Annotated in this window: 19 protein-coding genes; 16 read left to right on the top strand and 3 right to left on the bottom strand. The window is 40.6% G+C overall.

Annotation, left to right across the window (positions count from 1 at the left end; translation table 11 throughout):
* The first annotated feature begins 339 nt into the window (after positions 1–339).
* The 5 genes from ftsE (at position 340) to L8T27_RS16720 (ending at position 6,387) form a co-directional block, all read left to right on the top strand.
* Positions 340–1,026 (top strand): cell division ATP-binding protein FtsE, encoded by a 687-nt coding sequence (ftsE, locus tag L8T27_RS16740; RefSeq protein WP_233318469.1) that lies wholly within the window; start codon positions 340–342, stop codon positions 1,024–1,026.
* A complete protein-coding gene (ftsX, locus tag L8T27_RS16735; RefSeq protein ID WP_233318546.1) occupies positions 1,016–1,909 on the top strand; it encodes a permease-like cell division protein FtsX in 894 nt (297 codons plus the stop codon). The genes ftsE and ftsX overlap by 11 nt, the downstream gene beginning before the upstream one ends.
* Positions 1,910–2,090: 181 nt before the next feature.
* The gene (locus L8T27_RS16730; RefSeq protein WP_237941918.1) at positions 2,091–3,497 is read left to right on the top strand and encodes a murein hydrolase activator EnvC family protein; all 1,407 of its coding nucleotides are present in this window, start codon (positions 2,091–2,093) and stop codon (positions 3,495–3,497) included.
* Between the two features lie 126 nt (positions 3,498–3,623).
* Complete coding sequence (locus L8T27_RS16725) at positions 3,624–3,971, top strand: ArsR/SmtB family transcription factor (RefSeq protein ID WP_396953779.1); 348 nt, start codon at positions 3,624–3,626, stop codon at positions 3,969–3,971.
* Positions 3,972–4,194: 223 nt separating this feature from the next.
* Positions 4,195–6,387 carry a heavy metal translocating P-type ATPase gene (locus L8T27_RS16720; RefSeq protein WP_237942342.1) on the top strand — a complete coding sequence of 731 codons (2,193 nt, stop codon included), beginning with the start codon at positions 4,195–4,197 and terminating at the stop codon, positions 6,385–6,387.
* A 42-nt stretch (positions 6,388–6,429) separates the two neighbouring features.
* Here the strand turns inward: L8T27_RS16720 and L8T27_RS16715 are convergent, their stop codons facing one another.
* Positions 6,430–7,257, bottom strand: a complete 828-nt coding sequence (locus L8T27_RS16715) for a manganese catalase (RefSeq protein WP_233318477.1) — start codon at positions 7,255–7,257, stop codon at positions 6,430–6,432.
* Positions 7,258–7,418: 161 nt separating this feature from the next.
* Between L8T27_RS16715 and L8T27_RS16710 the strand changes: the two genes are divergently transcribed.
* Complete coding sequence (locus L8T27_RS16710) at positions 7,419–8,840, top strand: S41 family peptidase (protein WP_237941917.1); 1,422 nt, start codon at positions 7,419–7,421, stop codon at positions 8,838–8,840.
* Positions 8,841–8,880: 40 nt separating this feature from the next.
* Here L8T27_RS16710 and L8T27_RS16705 read toward each other — a convergent pair whose 3' ends face one another.
* Positions 8,881–9,243: a winged helix-turn-helix transcriptional regulator gene (locus L8T27_RS16705; RefSeq protein WP_233318481.1), complete on the bottom strand. Its 363-nt coding sequence runs from the start codon at positions 9,241–9,243 to the stop codon at positions 8,881–8,883.
* Between the two features lie 195 nt (positions 9,244–9,438).
* Here L8T27_RS16705 and L8T27_RS16700 point away from each other — a divergent pair, with 195 nt between their 5' ends.
* The 10 genes from L8T27_RS16700 (at position 9,439) to L8T27_RS16655 (ending at position 19,814) form a co-directional block, all read left to right on the top strand.
* Complete coding sequence (locus tag L8T27_RS16700; RefSeq protein WP_237941916.1) at positions 9,439–10,638, top strand: MFS transporter; 1,200 nt, start codon at positions 9,439–9,441, stop codon at positions 10,636–10,638.
* Position 10,639: 1 nt separating this feature from the next.
* Positions 10,640–11,479: an aldo/keto reductase gene (locus L8T27_RS16695; protein WP_237941915.1), complete on the top strand. Its 840-nt coding sequence runs from the start codon at positions 10,640–10,642 to the stop codon at positions 11,477–11,479.
* A gap of 239 nt (positions 11,480–11,718) precedes the next feature.
* Positions 11,719–12,162, top strand: a complete 444-nt coding sequence (rpiB, locus tag L8T27_RS16690; protein ID WP_233318499.1) for a ribose 5-phosphate isomerase B — start codon at positions 11,719–11,721, stop codon at positions 12,160–12,162.
* Positions 12,163–12,299: 137 nt separating this feature from the next.
* Positions 12,300–13,166 carry a 6-phosphofructokinase gene (locus L8T27_RS16685; protein ID WP_233318501.1) on the top strand — a complete coding sequence of 289 codons (867 nt, stop codon included), beginning with the start codon at positions 12,300–12,302 and terminating at the stop codon, positions 13,164–13,166.
* A gap of 27 nt (positions 13,167–13,193) precedes the next feature.
* The gene (gene tkt, locus L8T27_RS16680; protein WP_237941914.1) at positions 13,194–15,209 is read left to right on the top strand and encodes a transketolase; all 2,016 of its coding nucleotides are present in this window, start codon (positions 13,194–13,196) and stop codon (positions 15,207–15,209) included.
* Between the two features lie 184 nt (positions 15,210–15,393).
* Positions 15,394–16,587, top strand: a complete 1,194-nt coding sequence (locus tag L8T27_RS16675) for a PDZ domain-containing protein (RefSeq protein WP_233318505.1) — start codon at positions 15,394–15,396, stop codon at positions 16,585–16,587.
* A 149-nt stretch (positions 16,588–16,736) separates the two neighbouring features.
* Positions 16,737–16,976: a phage holin gene (locus L8T27_RS16670; protein ID WP_233318507.1), complete on the top strand. Its 240-nt coding sequence runs from the start codon at positions 16,737–16,739 to the stop codon at positions 16,974–16,976.
* 153 nt (positions 16,977–17,129) lie between these two features.
* Positions 17,130–17,852: a DsbA family oxidoreductase gene (locus L8T27_RS16665; RefSeq protein ID WP_233318509.1), complete on the top strand. Its 723-nt coding sequence runs from the start codon at positions 17,130–17,132 to the stop codon at positions 17,850–17,852.
* A 392-nt stretch (positions 17,853–18,244) separates the two neighbouring features.
* A complete protein-coding gene (locus L8T27_RS16660) occupies positions 18,245–18,676 on the top strand; it encodes a MarR family winged helix-turn-helix transcriptional regulator (RefSeq protein ID WP_237941913.1) in 432 nt (143 codons plus the stop codon).
* A 64-nt stretch (positions 18,677–18,740) separates the two neighbouring features.
* On the top strand, positions 18,741–19,814 hold the full coding sequence (locus L8T27_RS16655; RefSeq protein ID WP_237941912.1) for a YhgE/Pip domain-containing protein: 1,074 nt from the start codon (positions 18,741–18,743) through the stop codon (positions 19,812–19,814).
* A 40-nt stretch (positions 19,815–19,854) separates the two neighbouring features.
* On the opposite strand, the gene L8T27_RS16650 is transcribed toward L8T27_RS16655, so the two are convergent.
* Entirely contained in the window at positions 19,855–22,485 is a 2,631-nt protein-coding gene (locus L8T27_RS16650; RefSeq protein ID WP_237941911.1) for an EAL domain-containing protein, read from the bottom strand.
* Positions 22,486–22,600: the final 115 nt, after the last annotated feature.

Raw genomic sequence — 22,600 nt, 5'->3', positions numbered from 1 at the left:
AGTACTATTATAATAGTAAATAAAGGTAAGACAAGATAATAATAGTACTTTTTGCGATGTTTGAAAAGAAAATGTAATAATTTTATCCGTTAAATTACTGTCCTATAATGTTATAATAATGTAAGTAATTAGAAGGAAAGCTTTTATTTTTAAAAAAGCTGTCTCTTTCCGTCGGTTTGTAAATGTCGAATTTTGGTGGTTAACGGAAGTCAGAAAAGTTCTGGATGTATAGCATAAATATAAATAGCAATTCGCAGATGTGATTCGTCTACCATGTTTGCCTTAGACGCATTGCACTTTTCTCATGTTCTTACAAATAAAATTCAGGTGTGATAATAGATGATTGAAATGAAAAATGTAATAAAGAAATATGCCAATGGCGTTATTGCAGCCAATGGGATAGATGTAAAAATAGCTCAAGGTGAGTTTGTATATGTAGTTGGACCGAGTGGTGCCGGAAAATCAACATTCATTAAAATGATGCATCGCGAGGAAAAACCGACACAAGGAACAATCTTGATAAACGGTGTAAACTTAGCAAAATTGAAAAACAGCAAGGTTCCTTTGCTGCGAAGAAATATGGGAGTCGTCTTTCAGGACTTTAAGCTTTTGCCGACATTGACTGTATTTGAAAATGTGGCATTTGCATTGGAAGTAATTGAAGAAAACCCTAAATCAATTAAAAAACGTGTGATGGACACTTTAGGACTAGTAGGGTTGAAGCATAAAGCAAGAATGCTGCCTACTGAACTATCAGGCGGAGAGCAGCAGCGTGTATCCATTGCCCGCTCGATTGTAAACTCCCCAAAGCTTGTCATTGCCGATGAGCCAACTGGGAATCTTGACCCTGAAACCTCTTGGGAAATCATGAATATTTTTGAGGAAATCAACAATCGGGGAACTACCGTTGTGATGGCTACCCACAATAAGGAAATTGTTAATACGATTAGACATCGTGTAATCGCCATCGAAGGTGGAAGAATTGTTCGTGACGAGCAGAGAGGTGATTACGGATATGAAGGCTAGAACAGTAAAAAGACATGCTAGAGAAAGTTTTAAAAGTTTATGGAGAAACGGATGGATGACATTCGCTTCGATAAGTTCTGTGGCGATAACGCTAATTTTGGTTGGTGTGTTTTTCGTCATTATGATGAATTTGAACGAGGTTGCCACAACAATAGAAGAGAACGTGGAAATTCGTGTTCATATTGATCAGACAGCTTCAAAAGATGATCAGGCTGCCTTAGAGGATAAGATTAAGGGCATATCAGATGTCGACAGCGTAACATTCTCTACGAAACAGCAGGAATTAGACAACTTGATTGAAAGCTTCGGTGACGATGGGGATGCTTATGAGCTGTTTCAGCAGGATAACCCATTAAGTGATGTGTTTGTTGTTAAAACAAAAAATCCAAATGACACAAAAAAAGTCGCACAGCAAATTGAGAAGTTTGAAAATGCGGCAACTGTAAAATACGGACAAGGTACGGTCGACAGGCTGTTCAAGGTCATTAATGTCAGCAGGAACGTCGGGATTGTCCTAATTGCAGGGCTTCTGTTTACAGCAATGTTCCTAATCTCCAACACAATTAAAATCACCATTGTTGCCAGACGTAAAGAGATAGAAATTATGAGACTTGTCGGTGCAACTAACTGGTTCATCCGCTGGCCGTTCTTCTTGGAAGGTATGTGGCTTGGCGTCATTGGTTCGATTATTCCAATCGGCATTGTATCGGTCATTTATTATTATGCATATGAATACTTGAATCCGAGATTGGCAGGCAACTACATCCAAATACTTGATTATACGCCATTTGTTTATCAAGTGGGAGCATTGCTATTGCTAATGGGTGCATTGATCGGTATATGGGGAAGTGTCATGAGTATTCGCAAATTCTTGAAGGTGTAAGGTGGAAACAGGAAGAAGTAGTCCCTTCTTCCTGTGAAACACAATATACTGCTACTTAATAGCCTGGATAAAAGGCCAGGCTATTAAATTGGCGTTATTTTCAATGGTATAGTACTAAAATACTAGTTTACAAGTAGTTAAACCTACGTATCTATTTTTTTAGAGGGGAAGGCATGAGAGCTTGAAAAATACAATAGTTAAATGGACAGTCGTTACTACTTTAGGCATTGGTGGTATTGTTGCTCAAGGACCTTTTTCTACGGCAAATGCAGCAAGCGTAAGCGATCTTAACAAGCAAAAAGAGGAGATCGAAAGCAAGCAGCAAGATGTAGAAAGTGAAAAGAACAACAAAAACGAAGAACTAGACAGCATACATGATGAACAGGCATCGGTTGAAGAAGAGCTGGAGAGATTAAACACAGCGATTTCTACTACACAAGTTAACATTATTGAGAAAAAAGAACAGATTGAAACAACAAAAGATGATGTGGCAAAGCTGGAGAAACAAATTAAAGCAACACAAAAAAGAATTGATGAAAGAAATGAAGTGCTGAAAGACAGAGCAAGAGCTATGCAGGAAACTGGCGGTGCAGTCAGCTACATGGATGTGCTTATGGGCGCTCAAAGCATCAGTGATTTAATTGACCGTGTCGGTGCTGTGGCAACAATTGTGGAAGCAGACCGCGCTATCTTAAAGGAGCAGGAAGCAGATAAAAAGCTTCTGGAAGATTCAAAGGCTGAGTTAAAAGAAAAACTAAGCTCACTGGAAACAATGCTAAGTGAGTTGGAAGACATGAAGGCAGATTTGGATTCCAAAAAGAAAGAAAAAGATAAAGTGATGGCACAGCTTGAAGAGGAAGAGGGTCATGTCCATGCAGAAATGCTTTCACTTGAAGAAGAAGAAGCAATCTTGGCAGACCAAAAGGTAGCAATGGAAAAAGCAATTGAGCTGGAAAAACAGCGTCAAGCGGAAGCTGCAAGAAAAGCAGAGGAAGAAAGAAAGAAACAAGAAGCTGCGGAAGCGGCGGCAGCAGCAGAAGCAGCAGCTGCTAAAGCAAAGGCAGCACAGTCGAGCAGCTCAAGTTCTAAATCTAGCTCAAGTTCTAGTTCTAGTTCAAAATCAAGCTCAAGCTCAAGCAGTTCAAGTTCATCTTCTGCAGCATCAACACCTGGTGTATCTTCAGGAAACTGGACAAAACCAGCTAATGGAGTGCTTACTTCTGGCTTAGGTCAACGCTGGGGAACTTTCCATGCGGGAATTGACTTAGCAGCAACAGGTGATAATGTTGCAATTGTTGCAGCAGCAGACGGTGTTGTTATTCGTTCTTACACATCAAGCAGTTATGGTGAAGCGATATTTGTTGCACACTCTATTAATGGCCAACAGTACACAACTGTTTATGCTCATATGAAATCAGGAAGCAGAAAAGTTAGTGCAGGTCAGGTTGTCTCAAAAGGCCAGCGTATCGGTACAATGGGTAATACTGGTGATTCCCAAGGACAGCATTTGCATTTTGAATTGCATAAAGGCGAATGGAATGCAGCTAAATCCAACGCAATCAACCCGATTGGTATTGTTCCAATCTAATAGATTAAAAAGCTTGTCCACAATATGGACAAGCTTTTTTGTTTTTCCATAAGCGGTCGTAAGGATGTATCCAGATATTACTATGCTATAATAAAGATATGAGTTTTTTAAAGAGGAGCAATGAAAATGAGCGGCAATGATAATAAAGATAATGAAGAGTTGAACCCAATAAGCGGTGCTGGTGCAATCCTTGATGAGGAGACATTATTTATTGTTTCCCAAACATTTAAAGCTTTATCAGATCCGACAAGAATTAAGATTCTCCATCTATTGTCAGAAAAGCAGCATTCTGTTAATGAAATAGCAGAAAGACTGCAGATGCTTCAGTCGACAGTTTCTCATCAGCTGCGGTTTTTGAAAAACCTTCGCCTTGTTAAATATCGCAGGGAAGGAACAACGATGATATACTCTTGCGATGATGAGCATGTTATGAGTGTTTTAAAGCAGATGATTGACCATGCAAGACATCATTAATATGGATATAGAACAGCAGCAGCCAGACTCGTTTGGCTGCTGCTGTTCTATACCCATATTGGAAATAACATTGACACTTTCGAGCCTGCTTACATATAATATGAATATATGAGTAATTGTTCATATAATGATTTTCTCGATAATTAAGTGATATTAAATAAATCAATCCTTTTCTGACAGGGAAGAATTTCATTTAAGACAATTAATGAAAGAGGGGAAAACCATGGAGGAAGGAAAACAGCTGCAAAGGAAAGACTTTATATTAGAAGGGCTGGACTGTGCGAATTGTGCCATGAAAATTGAGCGGGGTGTTGCCGCGATAGAGGGTGTGAATGAATGCCAAGTCAATTTTGCGACACAGACATTGTCCTTACAGTTCAGTGACGAAGAAGGCCCGATAATCGCAAAAGCGGAAAAGGCAATAAAACGGTTGGAACCGCATGTAAAATTAAAAGAAAAAACAGCGGGGGAAAATCGGCAAACAAACAAGCATGATCATGCTCATCATCAGCATGGTCACAGTCATAGTCACAGCCATGGACATTCACATGACCATGGAAGCAAGAGCATGCAAAGAATGATAACACGGCTTGTAATCGGGACGATAATCGCTCTTTTTGCTTATTTTCTTCCGCTGGATGGTGTTATAAAGCTGTCTGCCTTTGTTGTTGCCTATCTTATTATTGGCGGAGACATTGTATGGCGGGCTTGTACAAATATCGTCCGCGGCCAAGTATTTGATGAGCATTTCTTAATGGCCATTGCCACGATAGGAGCATTTGCAATTCAAGAATATCCAGAGGGCGTTGCTGTCATGCTGTTTTATCAAGTCGGCGAGCTGTTCCAGGGAGCTGCTGTAAACCGTTCACGTAAGTCGATTAGCAGCTTAATGAATATCAGACCAGATTATGCCAATGTGATGAAAGGGGAGACCCTTGAAAAGGTGTCTCCAGAAGAGGTGACAATCGGTGATATTATCGTTATCAAGCCTGGAGAGAAGATACCGCTTGACGGTATTGTTGTTGAGGGTAAATCAAGCGTTGATACTTCGGCATTGACAGGGGAGTCCATGCCAAGAGATGTAGAGCCGGGACATGATATACTCAGCGGCTTCATCAATAAAAATGGAGTGCTCACTGTCAAGGTAACGAAGGAATATAGTCAGTCTACTGTTGCGAAAATTTTGGAACTTGTTCAAAATGCCAGCAGCAGAAAAGCGCCGACAGAAAACTTCATCACGAAATTTGCTCGTTACTATACACCGGTTGTGGTAATCATTGCAGCATTATTAGCTGTAGTGCCTCCTCTATTTTTGGAGGGTGCTGTATTTTCTGATTGGCTGTATCGTGCCTTGATTTTCTTAGTTATCTCTTGTCCATGTGCGCTCGTTGTTTCTATTCCTCTTGGCTTTTTCGGCGGAATAGGTGCTGCATCTAAAGCGGGAATTCTTGTAAAAGGCAGCAACTATTTGGAGGCCTTGAATGATGTTAAGTATGCGGTGTTTGATAAGACAGGTACCCTTACAAAGGGAGTATTTGAAGTAGTGTCTGTGCATCCTGCTAACGGTTATTCAGACCAAGATGTTCTGCGGAATGCGGCAAGTGCAGAGATTCATTCTAACCATCCGATTGCCGAATCAATCAGAAAGGCTTATGGGGGCGCAGTTTCAGAAGCAGATGTAAATGATTATGAGGAAATCCCAGGCTACGGAATCATTGCAGCTGTTAATGGTTTAAAAGTATTAGCTGGTAACTACAAGCTGATGGTGAAGGAAGGAATTGATTTCGAGTTAAGAGAAGAGATTGGAACAATTGTCTATGTAGCAGCAAATAAGGAGTTTATTGGCTCACTTGTCATATCCGACCAATTGAAGGAGGATGCCAAGCAGGCTATTGCAGCATTGAAGCAAGCTGGCATTAAAAAAACGGTTATGCTTACAGGGGATGCTGCTGCGGTGGGCGCAAGTGTTGCTAAGTCTCTGAATATAGACGTTGTGCATGCAGAGCTCCTTCCACAGGATAAGGTAGAAGAGATAGAAAAACTGGATAAAAGAAAATCTCCAAAAGAGAAGATCTTATTTGTAGGAGACGGGATTAACGATACACCTGTATTAGCGCGGGCAGATGTAGGCATGGCGATGGGTGGCTTAGGTTCAGATGCAGCCATTGAAGCAGCTGATATAGTCATTATGACAGATGAACCTTCAAAAATTGTCTCTGCCATTTCCATTGCTAAAAAAACACGCAAGATTGTTTGGCAAAATATTGTGTTTGCGTTAGGAGTTAAAGCGCTGTTCCTTTTGCTTGGGGCCTTTGGAGTTGCTACAATGTGGGAAGCGGTGTTTTCAGATGTTGGAGTTACCTTAATTGCTGTGCTGAATGCAATGAGAGTCTTATCTATAAAAAATCTTCCATGAAAATAGTCAGCCACTGTCTTTTAGACAGTGGCTCTTTTTATGCTACATTACATTTGGAGGTGTACCATGCTCTGCCGGCGGTGCAGGCTTTAATTTTGGAGCAGGACCGAATGGAGGTACGTCCTTTACGTATTGGAATGTGCCCATACCATCCATACTTGGACCAGATGCCCATCTTCCTTTGCTGCTTTCGTCTCCCATCGAATGGTTCAAGAATAAATAAGAAACCTCTCTTTTTTCCAATTCCTTCGGGAACGTGCTTGGAACAACAACCCCTTCTTGCTGTTCGAGTTCATAAATAGCAGCAAGCCATTGATTTTGATGCATAGTGTCCCTTGCGATAAGGTAGGAAAGCATATCTTTAATACCTCTGTCATCTGTTTGTTCAAAAATTCTTACTGCCTGCAATCTTCCTTGTGATTCAGCATGCAGGTTAGAACGCATATCTGCAAGCAGATTGCCGCTCGCAATGATATAGCCGCTGTTCCAAGGCACTCCGTTGCTGTCTTTTGGAGTTGCTGATAAGCCGGATACGATAGCGTGCTGTGGGTCCATCCCGCCGATAATCGCCGCTAACGCAGGATTAGTAGCAGCTGCAGACTCCAGTTCGGTTACAGGTGCATCATCTAAGAGACGGGCAACCATTGTGGACAATAGCTCAATATGACCTATTTCCTCCGTACCTGTATCTAACAGTAAATCTCTGTATTTTGCATGTCCTCTTGTACCCCATGCTTGAAATAAATATTGATTCATAACAGACATTTCTCCGAATTGGCCGCCGATTAGTTCTTGAATTCTTCTAGCGAAAAGTGGATCTGGTTTTTCTGGCTTTGCTTGGTATGCTAGTTCTTTTATATGATAAAACATTTTAGGCATTCCTCCCTTTCGTCTGTATAGGTTATTCAACTAGGGAAAATAGGTGCACTTTAAATAGCGTACAGCAAAAGCTGTCATCATAACTTGTCTGCTCTCGGCATATAGATTCAGTAAGGCTATTCTCATGAAGAAGGAAGAGAGGACGATCTTAGATGAATCGAAAATTGCTGGTGATATGCATGACAAGCTCCCTCATAGTTGGAGCCGGCGGCACTTATATTGGAATGAATATATGGGAAGAGAATAAAACGAAGTCTGATTCAGCAGCAAGCAGCAATGCGACAGTCTTATCGAAGGTTGACAAAGCGTATAACCTGATCTTAAACAATTATGTGGAAAAAGTAGATAAGGCTGAATTAGAGGAGGGTGCAATTAAGGGCATGCTTTCTACCCTCGATGATCCGTATTCTGTTTATATGGACAAGGACAGCGCAAAACAGTTTGAACAAGCTCTTGATTCCTCTTTTGAAGGCATTGGTGCTGAAATAAGCGCAGAAGACGATAAGGTTATTATTGTGTCGCCAATAAAGGATTCTCCTGCAGAAAAGGCTGGTATTAAAGCAAATGATGAAATTGTTAAGGTGGACGGAGAAAGTGTACAAGGCTTTGATCTGTATGATGTGACGCAAAAGATTAGGGGAGAAAAAGGCACGAAGGTAGAATTGGAGATTGTCAGACAAGGGCTGGAAAAGCCGCTGCAAATAGCCGTTGTCCGTGATGAGGTTCCGCAAATAACGGTTCATTCCTCTGTTAAAAGAGAGGGCGGCGAAAATATCGGTTATATTGAAATTACCTCCTTTTCACAGGAGACAGCTTCTGAATTTCATAAGGCATTACAGGAGCAAGAGCAGCAAGGAATTGCCGGCTTGATATTGGATGTCAGAGGCAACCCAGGGGGACTGCTTACAAGTGTGAATGAGATTTTAGGAGAGTTTGTGACTTCAGACAAGCCTTATGTGCAAATTGAGCATCGAGATGGAGAGACCGAACAATTCTACTCTGACTTAAAACAAAAGAAGGATTATCCAGTTGTTGTGCTTGTAGATAATGGAAGTGCCTCAGCATCAGAAATAATGGCTGGTGCTATGAAAGAAGCGGAAAACTACACACTTATTGGTGAAAAGACGTTCGGTAAGGGGACAGTTCAGCAAGCTGTGCCAATGGAGGATGGAAGCAAAATTAAATTAACTTTATTCAAATGGCTCACACCTGATGGGAATTGGATTCATAAAAAAGGGATAGAACCAAACTTGGAAGTGGAGAAATCGGCTTTATACAAAACTCATCCACTTCAAATAGAAAAGACGTTGAAGCGGGAAATGAACACCGAGCAAGTCAAGTATGCGCAGGAGATTTTAACAAGTCTTGGCTATCGGACAGACAGGCAGGATGGTTATTTCAGCAGCCAGACAGAAATTGCTGTGAAGGCCTTTCAAGGAAGCAATAATTTGACAGAAACAGGAACGATTGACGCAAATACAGCCGAAAAGATGCAGCAGGCAGTCAGAACGGAAATGCAAAAAGATGAAAACGATATGCAGCTGCAAACAGCTTTGCGATATATCGTGAATTAGAGAAAGCACACCTTAAAGAAGGTGTGCTTTTTCGTGTTGTTTACTTATTTAAAATGCTGTCCTCCAGCACGAGTGTTTTATCGCCATAGACCTTCGTAATATGCCTTTCTCCCCAATTACATAGTGCATCAAGAATACTTTGCAGGCTTTGACCATATTCACTCAGCTCGTATTCTACCTTAGGTGGAATTTGCTGATAAATGATTCGGTTAATAATGCCGTCCTCTTCTAATTCACGAAGCTGTTGTGTTAACATTTTTTGGGTAATATTAGGCATTAATCGCTTTAGTTCGCTTGTCCGTTTTTTGCCATGTGTAAGATGGCATAGGATTACACATTTCCACTTGCCGCCGATTACCTCAAGGGTTGCCTCAACAGAAATATTGTATTTCTTCTTTTCCATGCTGTAACCTCCAGATGATATTATAGGCACTAAAAAGTACCTATAGTACTTTGCGGTGCCTATATCACAAAAAAGTACGTACTTTTCAAAGATATCTATATGATTCATAATAACATTTGCCGGCCGAAAAGCAAGCTGATAAAAATTCATTCCACTAGTGGATCATTATATATCAAGCATCAAGAAGGAGGACATATGAGTAATCGTAAGAATGGAAGCGTGTATGCCTTGCTTGCATTGGCAGTCAGTGCTTTCGCAATTGGTACAACAGAATTTATTAGTGTCGGTCTTCTGCCTTTAATTTCAGCAGACTTGAATGTCAGCATTACTGCAGCAGGATTGACAGTATCCATTTACGCTCTTGGTGTTACAATCGGTGCGCCAGTTTTGACGTCCATCACCTCAAGAGTTTCCAGAAAAACATTATTATTATGGATTGTGATCGTATTTATTATTGGTAACAGCATTGCTGCAGCAGCGAGCAGCCTTACTGTCTTGTTAATAGCAAGAATAATCTCTGCATTATCACATGGTATCTTCATGTCAATCGGCTCAACGATTGCAGCAGATCTTGTCAGCAAGGATAAAAGAGCAAGTGCTATTTCAATTATGTTCACAGGACTAACAGTAGCAACCATAACTGGTGTGCCAATTGGAACATTTATCGGCCAGCAATTCGGCTGGCGATTAGCATTTGTTGCAATAGTGCTTGTTGGTATTATCGCATTTATTGCCAATAGCATTCTTGTCCCGAAGAATCTTTCTAAGGCCAAGCCTTCTACGTTTAAAGATCAGCTTTCGTTAGTGACTAAGAGCAGATTGCTGCTTTTGTTCATTATCACAGCATTAGGCTACGGGGGGACATTTGTTGTCTTTACGTATCTTTCACCGCTTCTTCATGAAATCACTGGTTTCAAGGAAAGCACAGTTGCAGGCATCCTGCTTTTATATGGAATGGCCATCGCAGCAGGGAATATGATTGGAGGCAGGCTTTCTAATAAAAAGCCGCTCACAGCTCTGTTTTACATGTTTATAGCACAAGCTATCATCCTATTTTTGCTTATCTTTGCCTTGCCGTATAAAGGTGCAGGCCTTGCGATGATTATATTAATGGGTCTGTTGGCGTTTATGAATGTGCCTGGACTGCAAGTTTATGTTGTGATGCTTGCAGAGCGGTATGTGCCTGGAGCAGTTGATGTCGCCTCTGCTGTTAATATCGCTGCCTTCAATGCAGGTATCGCGATTGGTTCTTATTTAGGTGGAGTTGTTACTAACTCATTAGGTTTAATTCATACAGCTTGGGTCGGCGGAGTAATGGTAGCAGCCGCAGTACTTCTGACTGGCTGGAGCTTAGTGTTAGAGAAAAAAGCAAATAAAAAGGAATGGGGTAAATAATATGAAACATTTACAAGATACAGTCGCATTAGCAAATGGAGTAAAAATGCCATGGCTCGGATTAGGAGTATTTCAAGTTGAGGATGGAGCAACAGTTGTAGAATCTGTTCGTGCCGCGATTAAAAACGGGTACCGCAGTATTGATACAGCAGCTATTTACCAAAATGAAGCAGGTGTCGGCCAAGGAATTAAGGAGGGAATCGAGCTTGCTGGAATTAGCCGGGAAGATCTCTTCATTACATCGAAAGTCTGGAATGATGACCTTGGTTATGAAAAAACATTGGCCGCATTTGAGGCTAGCTTAGAGAAGTTAGGTCTTGATTACTTGGATTTATATTTAATTCATTGGCCAAAGGCTGGAAAGTACAAGGAAGCATGGAGAGCGCTAGAAACTCTTTATAAGAATAAAAAAGTTAAGGCAATCGGTGTCAGCAACTTTCAGGTTCACCATCTTGAAGATTTAATGAAGGACGCAGAAATAATGCCGATGATTAATCAAGTCGAGTTCCATCCAAAACTTACACAAACAGAAGTAAGAGTCTTCTGCCAACTTCACGGTATCCAAGTGGAAGCATGGTCGCCATTAATGCAAGGTCAGCTCCTGGATCATGAGTTGTTAAAAAGCATTGGGGCAAAGTACAATAAATCTGTAGCACAAGTTATCATCCGTTGGGACTTGCAAAATGGGATTATCACAATCCCTAAATCTATTAAAGAGCATCGAATTATTGAAAATGCTGATGTGTTTGACTTCATATTGACTGATAAAGAAATGGAGCAAATCACTGAATTGAACGAAAATCTGCGTGTAGGTCCAGATCCAGATAATTTTGATTTTTAATACGAAAAAGGTCTGCTTCCACTATGGGAGCAGGCCTTTATTGATTAGCTAGTGGTAAAAGGCTTTAAATTTAATATCACCATCTATTCTTATCATGTACGTACCAACAAGGTTGTAAGGATAACTTTTAAGTTAATTCACCAATTTACCTATACATGTACGTACGAATATATGGTAGAATGTACGTGTCATCAAGTTTACCATAGAAAAAGATAATCAGTTGGAAAGGGGATAGGTGAATGAAGCTGGCGATCGCAAGCGACCATGGCGGCTTTCATTTAAAGGAGGCTGTTAAGGCCTACTTGGAGGGTAGTGGTATGACAGTTCTCGATTTTGGCTGCACGAGCACAGATAGTGTTGATTTTCCTGGTTATGCGAAAACAGTAGGAGATGCTATTAATTGTAAAGAAGTTGATTTAGGAATTCTCTGTTGCGGTACAGGAATTGGGATGAGCATTGCCGCTAATAAAATCAAAGGTATTCGTGCTGCTGCAGTAGGAGATGTATTCACAGCAAAAGCGACAAGAGAGCATAATGACAGCAATGTTCTCTGTCTTGGCGAGCGTGTAACCGGTGAAGGATTAGCGTTGACGATAGTAGAAACATGGCTGAATGCTGAGTTTTTAGGAGGCAGGCATGCCCAAAGGGTCAATGCTATCGGTGAACTGGAGGCAGGGCTATAATTTAAGGGATAACTCTGAAAAATCTGCCAGAAAAAATCCCCTAAAAAGACAAGTTTTTTTCCATTGCTCTCATAATCCTATATAATACCATTATATGAAATTAAAAACGCATGCAATTAATTAGGGGGTAAAATGCTTTGAAAGTTGGAGTAATTGTCTTTGGGAGTTTGCCTGCAGGGGTCAAACAAATAGTGTATAAGTTGCAGCTTCATTTAACTCCTAAGCACGAATTGGTTGGAATGGAGATAGAAAAGGGAACGGGAACAGCAAGATATAAGGAGCTTAACATAAACAGCGACTCTCCTTACTTGAGCGATTCAATGCTTATGATGTCTGCATATCCTGAAGATGATAAATGGGAAGAAATTTTTTCTGCAGTAGATACTGCTGTTGTCATTGGAAATGCAGAGGCGAAAGAAAAATGGACAAGCTATTTGGCTGACCATTCTTCCGTACGCTCTTTATTTGTTCCGGTGTCAATTTTTAATGATATAGAAGGTTCTGAAACCACGCTTGGTTATGATACAGCGGTGAACAGCATCGTCGATAATATTCTTAGAGTGAAGGATACAATTAACTCCTTGAAATATGACAATCCGCGGTTATTCGGTTTTTCTATAGATGGAAGCCCCTCCATTAAAATGCTGGAGGACATTTCGAGTGCAGGAGACGGGCATTTCTTTGCTCCTGAATTTGGAGCAGATGAAATGGACGCACTAAAGGAACGCATCGAAGCAAGCTTTACAGAATGGAACACTTCTTCTGTCCTTGTATATAGTGCTGCTGCACATGCTTCAGCAATAGAACAAGTTGTTGACCATCTGAAAGTAGATTTTAAATATACGGAAATCGATGAGGCACTTTGTATGGGGACAAACCCGACAGCAGCTGACCGAATTTTAGCTAACAGACTGACAGGCGGGATTCTTTCTTGGTTAGAGCAAAAGCAAGAAACAGGCCAATTGGCTGTACAAACGGACGAAATTGCATTTATAAAGAAATAATAAAAACCTGATAAAGGACTGGTATAGATGAGCGAATTGACGAAGACAAATATTGAACAAATGGCGGTCAATACTATTAGAACACTTTCCATTGATGCCATCGAGAAATCCAACTCTGGCCACCCAGGAATGCCGATGGGTGCAGCACCGATGGCGTATGCGCTTTGGGCAAAGGAAATGAATCATAACCCTGCCAATCCTGAATGGTTTAACCGTGACCGCTTCGTCTTATCTGCAGGACATGGCTCTATGCTGTTATACAGCCTGCTTCACCTGTTCAACTACGGAGTGAGCATCGACGACTTGAAGAACTTCCGTCAATGGGGAAGCAAAACACCTGGACATCCAGAATTCGGCCACACTCCTGGAGTGGAAGCAACAACAGGTCCGCTTGGACAAGGGATTGCGATGGCAGTAGGTATGGCAATGGCAGAAAGACATCTTGCTGAGACATACAATAAAGGCGACTATCAAGTTGTTGATCATTATACATACAGCATCTGCGGCGACGGTGATTTAATGGAGGGGGTTTCAGCAGAAGCAGCATCCCTTGCAGCACATCTAAAGCTTGGAAGATTGGTTGTTCTATATGATTCCAATGATATTTCTCTTGACGGTGATCTTCATCTTTCCTTCTCAGAAAGTGTGCAAAAGCGTTTTGAAGCATATGGCTGGGAGGTTCTTCGTGTTGAGGATGGCAATGATATCGCGGCAATTCAAGCAGCTATTGCACAAGCGAAGAAATCAGATGTGCCGACATTGATTGAAGTTAAGACAGTTATTGGCTACGGTTCGCCCAATAAAGGCGGTAAATCAGCTTCCCACGGTGCACCGCTTGGAGCTGACGAAACATTGCTTGCAAAGCAAGCTTACAGCTGGGAATATGAAGAAGCATTCCATGTGCCTACAGAGGTTGCTGAGCACTATGCAGGTTTAGCTGCTGAAGGTCAGACAAAGGAAAATGAGTGGAATAAAATGTATGAAGCTTATAAAGAGGAATATCCGGAGCTTGCAACTCAGCTGGAAACAGCAATTAAAGGGGAAGTGCCAGCGAATCTTCAAGAAAGCTTGCCTGATTTCGAAGCTGGAAGCGCAATGGCAACAAGAGATTCTTCTGGAAAGAGCATTCAAGCAGCGGCAAAAGCAATTCCAGCATTCATCGGCGGTTCAGCTGACTTGGCAGGCTCTAATAAAACGCTGATCGGTCATGAAAAGAACTTTGGTCTGGATGGCTATGCAGCTAAAAATATTTGGTTTGGCGTACGTGAATTTGCGATGGGTGCAGCTATTAATGGTATGGCATTGCATGGCGGTGTGAAGGTGTTTGGAGCGACATTCTTTGTTTTCTCTGACTATCTGCGTCCTGCTATCCGTCTTGCAGCATTAATGAAGCTTCCTGTCACATATGTTTTCACACATGACAGTATTGCTGTCGGTGAAGACGGACCAACGCATGAGCCGGTTGAGCAGCTTGCTTCCTTGCGTGCAATGCCAGGTCTGTCTGTCATTCGTCCTGCTGATGCTAAGGAAACAGCAGCCGCATGGCAAATTGCCTTGGAAAGCAAGGATACTCCAACTGCATTAGTGCTGACTCGCCAAAACTTGCCTACATTGGATTTAACTAAGGCTGAGGCATTTAATGGCGTAAGTAAAGGAGCTTATACCGTTTCTGCCGCAAAAGGGGAGACGCAAGGTTTGCTGCTTGCGAGCGGATCTGAAGTGTCTCTAGCCATTCAAGCACAAGCAGAACTTGAAGCAGACGGAATTTCTGTAGGTGTTGTCAGCATGCCAAGCTGGGACTTGTTCGAAAAGCAGTCTCAAAGCTATAAAGACAGCGTGCTTCCAGACAGCATTCAAGCTCGTGTAGCAATCGAAGCAGGTGCTTCATTAGGATGGAGAGAGTATATCGGTGCTAAAGGAGAGCATATTACAATCGATCATTTCGGTGCATCTGCTCCAGCTGATAAGCTTTTCCAAGAATACGGCTTCACAGTAGAGAATGTGAAGGCGAAAATTAAAGCAGCTATAGAAGCTGCGAAATAACAATAGAAGCCTGCCGTTTCTGGCAGGCTTTATTTATTGGTTTTGATTATTCTTATATGAAATTATCTCTCCTGGGCTTTCTATTAGTTTGCTAGTAGAATATAATAGATTTATATTATGAGGAATATCACGTTCTTGTGCATATAGTAATTTCAACTAGTTTTAAAAAAAGGTGGGACTCTTCATGTGGCAAGATTGGCTAATTGAATTATTAAAGGGGTTTGGAAAACTATTTCTTCATCCTTTGTTTTATCTTTCCTTTTTGTTAGCAGCCTATTTAGGTGTCTCAAGGGTGAAGAAGGAGCGAAAGGATTTCACCATCAGGGCATTGAATGCTTATTTTGAGCTGAAACAGCTTCTGCCTGTTGGCGTCATTATAGGATTGTGCCTATCGATAATATCGATTGGATTAGTTCTCGTAGTGCCGATGGAAATGGTTATCTATACAGGCATCTTCACTCTGCTTCTAAGCTTAATTTGGAAGACACGTTTGCTTTCTCCCGTGTATACTGTTGGTCTTGGAATATTGGCAAGCATCGCTTCTCTGTATATGGGATGGGATTTCTTCCTCTTTTCTGAGAGCGTAATTGGCGGAGATACATATATCTTTCCAACTGCTGTTGCGGTGTTAGGCTTGCTGCTTGCAGCAGAGGGCTTGCTGATTCAGAAGAATGGCAGCAAAGGAACATCACCTCGCCTGACAAAAAGCAGCAGGGGACAAGCAATCGGCATCCATTTGTCAGAAAGAGCTTGGCTTGTGCCATTGTTTCTGTTTCTTCCAGAAGGAGTGCTGTCTATTCCTGTTGATGGATGGCCGGTCTTTACTGTTGGTGATCAAACATACTCCATCATCCTTGTGCCGTTTTTGCTAGGATTCAGACAAGCTGTACAAGCAGTACATCCTACCGTTGCAGTGCGAGCAGTCGGCAAAAGGGTGTTCTGGCTCGGCCTGTTTATTGCAATAAGTGCGGCAGCTGCTTATTATTTCCCTCTTGCGGCTATAGGTAGTGTTATTGTGGCTATTATCGGCCGTGAATGGATTACGGCAGGTCAAAAAGCGAAGGAAAAAAATAAAGGCTTTTATTTCACGAAAAAAAATAATGGCATCATGATTTTAGGTGTTGTTCCTGACTCTCCAGCAGATAAGATGGGGCTTAAAATCGGTGAAATTATCACAAAAGTGAACAGCATTCCAGTGCAGGACGAAATTCAGCTTTACACTGCACTGCAAAAAAACTCAGCTCATTGCAAAATGGAAGTTCTCGATACAAATCATGAGGTTCGTTTTACTCAGAGGGCATTGTACGAAGGAGACTATCATAAGCTTGGCATTCTGATGATTCAGGATGAAAAGGCGAAAGGCAATCAAGCAGTATAAACATAGGTAAAAAAGATTCCTGTAAATAGCAGGGATCTTTTTTTTGCGGAAAAGCCTCATTTCTCCTAATACAAATGCCGGTACCAGAATAGTACAAGCTAACATATTATAAGGTGAATGGCAAAATTAATAACAAGGAGTGAATGGTAATGGACAGAGGTACACTCATTCGTACATTAGTGTTGGCAATCGCATTGGTCAACCAAGTCCTAGTTTCCTTTGGTTTATACGAAATTCCTGGGACAAGTGAGGATTGGACAAACTACCTGACTAACGCATTTACAGTTATAGCAGCTGCAATTGCTTGGTTTAAGAATAACTATGTAACTGCAAAAGGGAAAATGCAGAAGGAAGTTTTGAAGGCAAGTAATCTTACGAACGCGAAATAAAGGATAGAGCACCGTGATGGTGCTCTTCTTCTGTTTAATTGAGTTTTGACTTCTTTTGAGCGTATTAATTTTTTATTTAAAGTGATTATTTTATAATAGAACAGAAAGACTAGGAAGGAATTCCAAAGTACTCGATGAAAAGAGGTCAAAACAATGAAAATAGAGGTATGGTCAGATTTTGTATGTCCATTTTGTTATATAGGCAAGCGCCGTTTAGAGGAAGCTATTGCTCAGTTTCCTGGTAAAGATCAAGTAGAGGTTGAGTTCAAAAGCTTTGAATTAGACCCAAATGCAAAACCTTACTCCGGCACAGGAATCAATGAAGCGCTGGCAAAAAAATACGGCATGAGCATTGAGGAAGCAAAACGAGCAAATGAAGGAATTGGCAGCCAGGCTGCTGGTGTCGGTTTGCAATTTAACTTTGATGATATGAAGCCAACAAATACATTTGACGCTCATCGCCTGGCGAAGTTTGCGGCAACTGTCGGCAAAGAAAAGGAAATGACAGAAAAGCTGTTAGCTTCTTACTTTACAGAATCAAAGCTGATAAGCGACCATGACGTATTAGTAGAAATTGCTCAATCTGCAGGTATAGAAAAAGCAGAAACTTTAGCTGTTTTAAATGACTCTACAAAATATGCAAATGATGTCAGAATTGATGAAGCTTTAGCACAGCAAATGGGAGTGACTGGAGTTCCGTTTTTTGTTATTAATCAAAAGTATTCTATCTCAGGCGCACAGCCGACTGAAACATTCAAACGTGCTCTTCAGCAAGTTTGGGAAGAAGAAGGAAACGCACCTAAACTGCAAGACCTTTCAGGAGGAAATGCAGGAGCAGCTTGCACAGATGATAACTGTGAAATTCCTGAAAAATAATAGACCTAAAGTTATCTAACAACGAAGGGAGCAATATTTGCTCCCTTCGTTGTTTTTTATTGAAGGATGCACTTTGCGTGTAAAAGATAACAGTGTGGATTGAAGTCTGAATTTCTGGGACTCAAACCATTATTTTTTAGATAACCGATAGTTTTCAAGAGCCTAATATGCCTCGCCCTAAAAAGCCCTAAAGGTTATTGATAACTCCGATTAATTACTATAAAGACTTGGAAGAATATACTCACCAAAGAACAGCCAGCTTTGTTTCTTTTATAGTGTTTAAATTGTGTTTACATAAAAAAGTAATTGACATGTAAGCATCTTCTAATTTAAAATTACATGCATGTGCAATTATAAGTAGTGCAACTATTTTTTGTGGAAAGGATACCGATATGTCAGATAAGTATATGGATAATAAAGAGTTAGGCTTGATACTTTCGAGGACTTATTTAGCTTTTAAAAGAGCAGCTACCCGTCAGATGAGCAGCTTTGGACTGACACCAGAACAGTTTTCTGTGCTGAGCGAATTAAGCAAGACGGAGGGAGTTTCCCAAAAGCGGCTGGCAGAGCTGACAGAAAGAGACCAGACAACAGTTGGTAAGATTCTGGATAAGCTCATAAAAAAAGAGCTTGTAAGTCGTTCTGCAGATCCGTCTGACAGGAGAGCGGTCCGGTTAAATATCACAAGAAAGGGTCTCGATTTGCATGCGCAAATATGGCCAGAGCTCGAGCAGCTTGAAAACCAGACATATAAAGGTCTTAAGGAATCGGAAGTTGAGAGCTTCATCCACATATTAAATAAAATGTATGATAATCTTTCGTAATTTTTTTTAAGAATATACATGCATGTGCAACTTTTTTTGTGAACAGTAGTAAAGGGGAGTAGGAATGAAGATTTTACAAGGTTTTAAAAATATGATGAAAATTCCACAGACAAAAATTGGTTTAGTATTTGCTATTTTTGTGCCTGTGTTCTTTATGATCGTCTGGATGACTGGATATAATCATGCAACAGAAAGACTGGATGAGCTTAATGTTGGCATTGTTAACGAAGATGGAGCGGCAAGCAAAGCGTTAGAAGAACAAATTGCCAAAAGCAGCCCTTTCCATATTGTGTCCAATTCGGGATTTGAAAAAGCGAAGGAGCAGCTTGATAAAGGCAATTATGCAATGCTTATCGTTATTCCTGCCAAATTCGCAGAGGAAATGGGCAGTGGCAATGGGGAACTGACTTTCTATGTTAATGAGGCAAACTCTCAAGTAGCTGTGTCTATGATGGAAAAAGCAGCATCCGAAATCAGTGCAAATATAGGTGTTCATAGCGGTGTTAAAGCAGATATTGTGAAAACAAACGAGGTTCATAATTTCGCAGCATCTATGCTTCCGATGATTTTTGGCTTTATCACCTATATAGCTGTAATGACGATGAATATCCAATTTAATCTTGTTTCTCAAATCATGAAAAAACATAACTCAAAATGGCAAATTTTCTGGAGCAGGCAGCTGTTGCTGGTCATCGTAGCGCTCGTTGTTCCGACAATCATTGTCAGTCTTGCGGTCAGCTTTCAAGATGTGGCTGCGCCATACTGGAAGTTATGGCTGTTCCATGTATTAACAGCAGCAGCATGCATCAGCTTCACACAAATGAGTTTCAGCTTATTTGGCAATGCAGGACCGCTCTTTAATGTAGCGATGGTTCCATTGCAGTTAATGACAGCAGGCAATATTATTCCAGCAAATATGCTTGCACCGTTTTACCAGCATTTCGGTGCCTTCTTGCCTGCTTCTAATGGGGTGCAAGGATTCACGAAGTTGATTTATACAGGAGATTCAGTATCATCATTCGCAGTGAACCTTGTGCTTATACTGATTGTGACATTTGCTATCACGGTTATCAGACTGGCAGCACAAAAAGAAAAAGCAGTTAATCCTGCGGTATCTGCAAAGCAATTAGCTCATTAAAAAAAAGGAAAATCCATCATTTTCGATGGATTTTCCTTTTTTAGTATAGCTGTCGACTTTCAGTTAGCATTAATACCTCCTGTGCTTTAACAGGCTTGGAGAATAAGAAACCTTGAATGCTGTAGCAACCCATTTCTTGCAGCAAATGAAGCTGTTCCTTCAGTTCGACACCTTCTGCTACAAGGTTGAGATTCAGGTTATTAGCTAAAGTGATAATGGTATGAACGATGGCGTTATTCGTTTCTGTCCCAAGATTTTGAACAAATTCTCTCGGGATTTTCAGGGCATCAATCGGCAGCTCCGTTAAATAGGACAAGGAGGAATGACCTGTGCCGAAATCATCTATTGAAATTCGGACACCCAATTCTTTCAGCCTGTGCATGGTGGCCACTGTTTTTTCAATTTGGTTCATGGCAATCGCTTCTGTAATTTCGATAATTAAGTAGTTTGGATCAAAGCCTGATTCAGCTACTGAAGCAGCAATGAAATCAACAAGGTCACTTGATTGAAATTGTTTCGGTGAAATATTAATCGATACTTGAATTAAATTCCCGCTGTCATGCCAAACTCTGCCTTGTCTGCACGCTTCTTTTATGATCCATTCTCCAATCGGAATGATTAAGTTCGTTTCTTCTGCAAGATCAATAAAATGAAATGGTGTCAGCAATCCTAATTTAGGGTGCTCCCATCTGATTAACGCCTCTGCACCGTATATAAGATCTTCCTGAGTATCCACTTGCGGCTGATAATAAAGGACGAACTCATCATTTTGAATAGCGTGATGCAAATCCTGTTCTAGTCTTAAGTGATTTTCAGACACACCCTCCATTCCAGGCTTATAGAAATTATATTGATTTTTTCCATTCTTTTTTGAGTAATACATCGCAATATCTGCTTGTTTCATCATGGTGACTGCGCTTTTTTCTGTTCCTTCTGATAAAGAAATGCCCATGCTTGGAGTTGTGACAACATAATTTTCTTTAATGAAGTAAGCGGGTGTTAATGCTTTCATCATTTGTTCAAGCAGCTCTATGATTTCGTCCTCTGTTTTACGGTTTTTTAACAAAATCGTAAATTCATCACCGCCCAATCTGGCGAGTATGTCACCAGGGTGGATGACAGAGTTCAGCCTTGTTGAGATTGATACAAGCAATTCATCACCAGCATCATGCCCTAACGAGTCATTAATCACTTTAAAACGGTCAAAATCAATGAAAATAACAGCCATTAAGCCTGATTTTGCTGATTTAATCCCTTTTCGCAGCGACTCTTCAAAATAAGCTCTGTTTGCTAATCCGGTCAGTGAATCATGATAAGCTAAAAACTGGATTCGTTCATTGCTTGCAATAGCGTTTGTAATATCTTTTGAGATGACAAATACGCCGGCAACTTCCATGTTTATATACATTGGAATGAAGGTTATATAATAAAAATATCTTTTGCCAAAATCATCCCGATAATCCACTTCAAAGCTTTGATGCAGGCCTTGAAGAGCGATATGAAAGCTTTTCTCAACAACCTGTCTTTTTTCTTTGAATATGTGAAAAAAGGAAGCTCCTAAAAAGGATTCTATAGGTTCATAAGCCATCCTGACAAAAGCGTTGTTTATTTCAATAATATTGCCTTGTAAATCAAGTGTCATTGCAGCATCTGGATGAAACTTGAACAAGGACATGAATTTTTGATTGTCTGTGCTCGCAGTTTTAAGCAGCCTTTTATAATTTGCCAAAATGATAATCTGTCTTGCCATGATAAGGAAAACGGATAAGAGGCCTCCAATTGCCAAAACAGGATGATGATGATCGACGATAATAATAAAACATATAAAAAATAAGAGGGCAGAATATGGAATAAATATTTGTAAAAAATCGTATCTTCGTCTTTTGGTCATAGCTGCTGCTGGAGTCCTTTTTGCAGCCATGCTCGCTAATGCGATAATCAGCAAAGATAAAATAAATAAAGGGTCAAAATAGCTTCCCGTATTGTATTTAGTGACAAACAGCAAATACATATAGCCCGTATCTGCGGCAATTTGCACGAGTATTCCTATTAAAATTACCGTTAAATTTGTTCTGAGTGGCAGCTCTTTAATGGAAAATAGGATTAATAAGGCTCCAATCAATAAGGCAAGATCACCTAATGGGTATCCGATTGCTGTAGCCAGAAAAATTCCTGTATAACCTTCTGTTTTCAGCAAAGGTTCAAGAAGGAAGTAGTAGCTTAAACAGAATGCAACAATCATTACAATCATTAATTCAAAAATTAGCTGAACACTGCGGAGCAAGGTTCTTTGCATGCTGAAGTAACGGAGGAAACCAGTTAAATAAAAGAAAATCTGCAGCATGTAGAAGATGTCGCTGTAATCTGGGAATGGAACCGTTTGACGCAAAATACTTTCCTGATACAACCAAATCAGCTCTGCGATAAAGTACGTAAATGTGCCGCTGGCAAGCCAAAACCAAAGAATTTTTTCAGGTGTGCTGCTTTTTCGATAAGAATAGAACAACACAGCAGAGGAAATGAGCGCACCTGCAGCCGATAAAATATTACTGCTCAGCACAGTTATGTGACTGTCTGTTCCAAACAGCAAAACACCATAATAGATTAATATATAGCTGACAATAATAAAAACTCCGATACCGATTCTGTATGTAACTTTCAACTTGCTCATCCTTTTTCCTCACGACTATTAATTGGGTATTTTGTCTCATTATAAACGAAAATATAGGTTATTCCCACAGAATAAGGAAATTAATTAGCTGGTACTATTTTCTAAAGGTGCATGG

Origin of the sequence: Niallia sp. Man26 (assembly GCF_022049065.2) — a bacterium.
Taxonomy (GTDB): Bacteria; Bacillota; Bacilli; order Bacillales; family Cytobacillaceae; genus Niallia.
This window is presented reverse-complemented; position numbering and strand designations above follow the sequence as displayed.

Bases quoted from the DNA above. Each gene is read 5' to 3' on its own strand.
- L8T27_RS16665 (WP_233318509.1), top strand. From the start codon at position 17,130: ATGAAAATAGAGGTATGGTCAGATTTTGTATGTCCATTTTGTTATATA.
- L8T27_RS16720 (WP_237942342.1), top strand. From the start codon at position 4,195: ATGGAGGAAGGAAAACAGCTGCAAAGGAAAGACTTTATATTAGAAGGG.
- L8T27_RS16715 (WP_233318477.1), bottom strand. From the start codon at position 7,257: ATGTTTTATCATATAAAAGAACTAGCATACCAAGCAAAGCCAGAAAAA.
- ftsX (WP_233318546.1), top strand. From the start codon at position 1,016: ATGAAGGCTAGAACAGTAAAAAGACATGCTAGAGAAAGTTTTAAAAGT.
- L8T27_RS16705 (WP_233318481.1), bottom strand. From the start codon at position 9,243: ATGGAAAAGAAGAAATACAATATTTCTGTTGAGGCAACCCTTGAGGTA.
- tkt (WP_237941914.1), top strand. From the start codon at position 13,194: ATGAGCGAATTGACGAAGACAAATATTGAACAAATGGCGGTCAATACT.
- L8T27_RS16675 (WP_233318505.1), top strand. From the start codon at position 15,394: ATGTGGCAAGATTGGCTAATTGAATTATTAAAGGGGTTTGGAAAACTA.
- L8T27_RS16710 (WP_237941917.1), top strand. From the start codon at position 7,419: ATGAATCGAAAATTGCTGGTGATATGCATGACAAGCTCCCTCATAGTT.
- L8T27_RS16700 (WP_237941916.1), top strand. From the start codon at position 9,439: ATGAGTAATCGTAAGAATGGAAGCGTGTATGCCTTGCTTGCATTGGCA.
- rpiB (WP_233318499.1), top strand. From the start codon at position 11,719: ATGAAGCTGGCGATCGCAAGCGACCATGGCGGCTTTCATTTAAAGGAG.
- ftsE (WP_233318469.1), top strand. From the start codon at position 340: ATGATTGAAATGAAAAATGTAATAAAGAAATATGCCAATGGCGTTATT.
- L8T27_RS16670 (WP_233318507.1), top strand. From the start codon at position 16,737: ATGGACAGAGGTACACTCATTCGTACATTAGTGTTGGCAATCGCATTG.
- L8T27_RS16725 (WP_396953779.1), top strand. From the start codon at position 3,624: ATGAGCGGCAATGATAATAAAGATAATGAAGAGTTGAACCCAATAAGC.
- L8T27_RS16660 (WP_237941913.1), top strand. From the start codon at position 18,245: ATGTCAGATAAGTATATGGATAATAAAGAGTTAGGCTTGATACTTTCG.
- L8T27_RS16655 (WP_237941912.1), top strand. From the start codon at position 18,741: ATGAAGATTTTACAAGGTTTTAAAAATATGATGAAAATTCCACAGACA.
- L8T27_RS16650 (WP_237941911.1), bottom strand. From the start codon at position 22,485: ATGAGCAAGTTGAAAGTTACATACAGAATCGGTATCGGAGTTTTTATT.
- L8T27_RS16695 (WP_237941915.1), top strand. From the start codon at position 10,640: ATGAAACATTTACAAGATACAGTCGCATTAGCAAATGGAGTAAAAATG.